The sequence below is a fragment of the Mesorhizobium sp. M7A.F.Ca.CA.004.06.1.1 genome, from assembly GCF_003999135.1.
Taxonomy (GTDB): Bacteria; Pseudomonadota; Alphaproteobacteria; order Rhizobiales; family Rhizobiaceae; genus Mesorhizobium.
In genome coordinates, this window is the sequence record NZ_RZPQ01000465.1 from 1 (window position 1) to 4,712 (window position 4,712).

Annotated in this window: 8 protein-coding genes; 2 read left to right on the plus strand and 6 right to left on the minus strand. The window is 63.7% G+C overall.

The window, feature by feature from the left end; all coding sequences use genetic code 11:
* The 6 genes from EN906_RS23485 to hisB form a co-directional block, all read right to left on the minus strand.
* Positions 1-413, minus strand: a 413-nt coding sequence (locus tag EN906_RS23485) for an arginase family protein (RefSeq protein ID WP_206529157.1), incomplete at its 3' end; no start/stop codon positions are given.
* Entirely contained in the window at positions 410-1,153 is a 744-nt protein-coding gene (gene hisA, locus EN906_RS23490; protein WP_127266878.1) for a 1-(5-phosphoribosyl)-5-[(5-phosphoribosylamino)methylideneamino]imidazole-4-carboxamide isomerase, read from the minus strand. The genes hisA and EN906_RS23485, both read right to left, overlap by 4 nt.
* Positions 1,154-1,157: 4 nt before the next feature.
* On the minus strand, positions 1,158-1,448 hold the full coding sequence (locus tag EN906_RS23495; RefSeq protein WP_127266877.1) for a DUF1330 domain-containing protein: 291 nt from the start codon (positions 1,446-1,448) through the stop codon (positions 1,158-1,160).
* Positions 1,449-1,535: 87 nt separating this feature from the next.
* Positions 1,536-2,186 carry an imidazole glycerol phosphate synthase subunit HisH gene (hisH, locus tag EN906_RS23500; RefSeq protein WP_127266876.1) on the minus strand — a complete coding sequence of 217 codons (651 nt, stop codon included), beginning with the start codon at positions 2,184-2,186 and terminating at the stop codon, positions 1,536-1,538.
* A gap of 1 nt (position 2,187) precedes the next feature.
* Entirely contained in the window at positions 2,188-2,664 is a 477-nt protein-coding gene (locus tag EN906_RS23505; protein ID WP_127375414.1) for a DUF2628 domain-containing protein, read from the minus strand.
* 4 nt (positions 2,665-2,668) lie between these two features.
* Positions 2,669-3,268, minus strand: a complete 600-nt coding sequence (gene hisB, locus EN906_RS23510; RefSeq protein ID WP_127266875.1) for an imidazoleglycerol-phosphate dehydratase HisB — start codon at positions 3,266-3,268, stop codon at positions 2,669-2,671.
* A 228-nt stretch (positions 3,269-3,496) separates the two neighbouring features.
* On the opposite strand from hisB, the gene hslV reads away from it, so the two are divergent.
* Both hslV and EN906_RS23520 read left to right on the plus strand, forming a co-directional pair.
* A complete protein-coding gene (hslV, locus tag EN906_RS23515; protein ID WP_127266874.1) occupies positions 3,497-4,048 on the plus strand; it encodes an ATP-dependent protease subunit HslV in 552 nt (183 codons plus the stop codon).
* A gap of 11 nt (positions 4,049-4,059) precedes the next feature.
* Complete coding sequence (locus tag EN906_RS23520; protein ID WP_256754964.1) at positions 4,060-4,632, plus strand: GNAT family N-acetyltransferase; 573 nt, start codon at positions 4,060-4,062, stop codon at positions 4,630-4,632.
* Positions 4,633-4,712: the final 80 nt, after the last annotated feature.

Genomic DNA, 4,712 nt, shown 5'->3' on the forward strand with positions numbered 1-4,712 from the left:
CGCCAGCACAGGCCAAGCACGGTCGCCAGCGCCATGCCGTCGAGAAAGCCGTATGTGGATGTCTCGGGCGTGTTGAGATCGCCATGCTGGTCGGCCCAGATGATCGCATCGGCGTCTTCGCCGGCGACCGCGCCGGCGCTGGTCAGGCAGTTTCCGGCAAGGACGATGGGAAACCGACCGGCGTCGCGGGCAAGGCGAACCTCGCTCGCAACCGCGTTGCAGACGGCAAAGCCGGTGGCGATTTCACGCTCCTGGGCATCTCCAACCTTGCCGATATCCTCGACCATCACATCGTGGCCGGCCATCGTCAGGGCGTCGACGAGCCCGCCAGAGACCAGCGCGTCCGGCCCCTGGCCCATGCCGCCATGATAGTGGCCGCTGTCATAGGAGGCCAGGATAATGGAGATTTTCACGTCCGCGTCTCCGCCCTGCCCTGCAGGATCGCCAGGGCCTCGGCCGGATCGATGCGGCCGTCATAGAGCGCGCGGCCGGAGATCGCGCCTTCGAGCTTTTGCGCATCGGGCATGGTCATGCGCACGATGTCGGCGATCGAGGCGAGGCCGCCCGACGCGATGACCGGGATCGACACGGCATCGGCGAGGTCGATGGTGGCGTCCCAGTTGATGCCGGTCAAAACGCCGTCGCGGTCGATGTCGGTGTAGATGATGGCAGCGACGCCGGCGCCCTCGAACTTCCTCGCCAGTTCGATGACGCCGAGGCTCGACGCCTCGGCCCAGCCCTCGACGGCGACCTTGCCGCCCTTGGCGTCGATGCCGACGGCGACCTTGCCCGGAAACGCCTTGCAGGCCTGTTTGACAAGGTCCGGGTCACGCACCGCCACCGTGCCGAGGATGACCCGGGCCAGGCCGCGATCGAGCCAGTCCTCGATCTGCGCCAGCGTGCGGATGCCGCCGCCGAGCTGCACCGGGTTCTTCGTTGCCTTGAGGATGGCGCCGACCGCCGCACTGTTGACGCTCTGGCCCTGGAAGGCGCCGTTGAGGTCGACGACATGCAGCCATTCGAAACCCTGTTGCTCGAAGGCCCGCGCCTGCGCGGCAGGATCATCGTTGTAGATGGTCGCGGTCGTCATGTCGCCATGCCTGAGGCGCACGCACTGGCCGTCCTTGAGATCTATCGCCGGGAAAAGGATCATCCGTTCAGGCGCCTTCCACAATGGCGAAATGGGATGTCGAATAGAGACGTCGGAATTTCAGCGCCACCTGGTATTCAGGCGAATGGAAGCAGGCGAGTGCGACCGCATAGCTCTCGAACTCGATGATGACATGGCGATTGCCCGATAGCCCTTCCGGGCTCGACGACTGACCGCCGCGGGTCAGGAACTTTGCGCCATATTTGTCGAAAGCCGCTTTGTTGGCGGCAATGTATAGCGGATAGTTTTCCGGATCGGTCACCTCGACCATCGCCATCCAGTAGCCCTTCTTGCTCATGGTCTATCCCTCTGCTCGAGCATGATCTCCGGACAAACGGGAACCGTTTGTCCGAGAAAGCCGGGGTCCACTTTTCGGGATCATGCTCTAGGGCCTCCAGCGCAGGAAATTGGTGATCAGCGCGAGGCCGAGCGCCTGGCTCTTTTCCGGGTGGAACTGCGTGCCGACAAGATTGTCGCGGGCGACGGCCGCCGTCACCGGGCCGCCATAGTCGGCAACCGCCAGAACCTCGTCCGCCTTGCCCGCATCGAGATGATAGGAATGCACGAAATAGGCATGCAGCCCGCTTGCGCCAGTCGGTATGCCGGCAAACAGCGGATGCTGGCGCTTGAGCTCGATCGTGTTCCAGCCGATCTGCGGGATCTTCAGCGCCGGATCGGAAGGCATGATCTCCTTCACGTCGCCCGATATCCAGCCGAAGCCCTTGGTAATCGTCTTTTCGAGGCCGCGCTGCGACATCAGCTGCATGCCGACGCATATGCCGAGGAACGGCCGGCCCTTGACGATCGCAACCTCCTCGACGGCTTCCCACATGCCTTCGACGGCCTGCAGGCCGGAGGCGCAGTCGGCATAGGCGCCGACGCCGGGCAGGACGATGCGATCGGCCGTGCGCACCTGCTCGGCATCTGCGGTCAGGTCGATATCGGCCGATATGCCGGCTTCGCGCGCGGCGCGCTCGAAAGCCTTGGTGGCCGAGCGCAAATTGCCCGAGCCGTAGTCGATGATCGCAACCCGCATGTCAGCTTCTTCCCGGAATGTGGGTCAGCCCCAGCGCAGCCGGGCATGGCGCTGGCCGCGCGAGGGCAGCATCGGGGACCATACGCGGCGCCGGCACAACCTCATCGGCAAGCGCTTCCGCTTCCAGCGCATAGCGTGTGTCGGCGTCGTCGAGCCAACCGGCTTCGACCGCGCCCCATTCGTGCCAACCGCGCCGGCGAAGTGCCGCGATGCGCAGGCCTTGCCCTTCCAGTCCGACATAGAGCGAAACCAACAGTGACAGCAGCGAGCCGGCCAGACCAAGGCCGAGCTTCTGGCCCAGCATCGAAAGCAGGCCCATGACGACGAAGGCAAGCGCTGCCTCGATCCACAGCCGATGCCAGGCGAACCATAGCGGCGGCACCAGGAGGCCCAGCCAGGTGAAGCCATCGCGGACAAAGGCCGTGGCATCGGCCTTCTCGCTGCGGCCTGGCGGTTCCATCACGACATAGGTGGCCATGGCCTTATCCCTTCAACGATCCCTTGGTGGAGGGAACCGCATCCGGCTGGCGCGGATCGCGTTCGAGAGCCGCGCGCAGCGCGCGCGCCACCGCCTTGAAGCAGGTCTCGGCGATGTGATGGTTGTTGGCGCCATAGTGATTGGTGACATGCAGCGTGATGCCGGCATTCTGCGCCAAAGCCTGGAAGAATTCGCGCACCAGTTCGGTGTCGAAGGTGCCGATCTTCGGCGACGAGAAGGAAACGTTCCAGACCAGGAACGGACGGCCGGACACGTCGATCGCAGCGCGCGTCAGCGTCTCGTCCATGGCAAGGTCGATCGAGGCATAGCGCATGATGCCGCGCCGCTCGCCCAGTGCCTTGGCCAGCGCCTGGCCAAGCGCGATGCCGGTGTCCTCGACGGTGTGATGATCGTCGATATGCAGGTCGCCCTTGGCCCTGACCGTCATGTCGATCAGGGAATGGCGCGCCAGCTGGTCCAGCATATGGTCGAAGAAGCCGACGCCCGTCGAAATGTCCGATTTTCCGGTGCCGTCGACATGGACCGAGACGGCAATCTCGGTTTCCTTGGTCTTGCGGCTGACTTCGGCGGCGCGGGGCGGCATCACTCTATCCTTGTCCCAGAGGTTCACATCGTGACCAGCTCAGAGGTTCAAGCGCTCGCAGGCTTGAAAACGAAAGCCTTCTAGCAGCATGATCCGGCGATTGCCAGTTGCGAACCCGGCCGCTATCCAGCGGTTTGCAATCATCGGTCCCATGCATACATATGGCCGATCAAGTCACTCGTACCGCGCCGATCGCCTTATCGGGATGGCGCTGCTCGGAGCCAGGAAATGTCCGATAATCTGACCATGCACGCCACGACCATCGTGACGGTGCGCAAGGGCAACAAGGTGGTGATCGCCGGCGACGGCCAGGTCAGCCTTGGCCAGACCATCATGAAGGGCAACGCCAAGAAGGTGCGCCGCATCGGCAAGGGCGGCAATGTGATCGCCGGGTTCGCCGGCGCCACCGCCGACGCCTTCACGCTGCTGGAGCGGCTCGAAGCCAAGCTCGAACAATATCCAGACCAGCTGACGCGCGCCTGCGTCGAACTCGCCAAGGACTGGCGCACCGACCGCTATCTGCGCCGGCTGGAAGCGATGATGCTGGTGGCCGACAAGTCGGTATCGCTGGCGCTGACCGGCACTGGCGACGTGCTCGAGCCCGAATTCGGCGTCATGGCCATCGGTTCGGGCGGTAACTACGCGCTGGCCGCGGCCCGCGCGCTGATGGACAGCGACAAGGATGCCGAGGAGATCGCCCGCAAGGCGATGCAGATCGCATCCGACATCTGCGTCTACACCAACAACAATTTCGTCGTCGAAACGCTCGAGGTCGGCTGAAAAGGCCGGCCATGACCCCGAAAAGTGGAAACCGGTTTTCTCGGACGAACGGTTCCGTTCGTCCAGAGATCATCGCCGAACAAGAAGATAGCTACGACTTTCGGCCGGTGACGGAAAAAGACCTGCCGATGATCGCCGGCTGGCTCGCCGAGCCGCATGTTGCAGAGTGGTGGGACGATCCGGAGACGGAAATCGCCGGCATTCGCGAGCACATCGACTCGATTTCGGTCGAGCCGCTGATCGTCGAGCTCGACGGCAAGCCGATCGCCTATCTGCAGAGCTACGACCCGCATCTGGAAGACGACCATCCCTATGCCGACCAGCCGTTCGGCACGCTCGGCATCGACGTGTCGATCGGCGTGCCGGAGTTGCTCGGGCGCGGCCATGGCTCGGCAATCGTGCGCCAGTTCGTCGAACAGCTTTTCGAGGAAGGTGTTCCGCGCGTCATCATCGATCCGGATCCCGCCAATGTCAGGGCGATCCGTGCCTATGAAAAGGCTGGCTTTGTTGCCTTTGACACCAGAACATCGGAGTACGGGCCGGCCTTGATGATGGCGCGCGACGCGACGCAGGAGCCCAATTGATCAGCGCCGAAACCCTCGACAAGGCAGTCGCGAAAGGTTTGATCTCGCAGACCCTGCGCGATCAGTTGGAGGCCATGGAA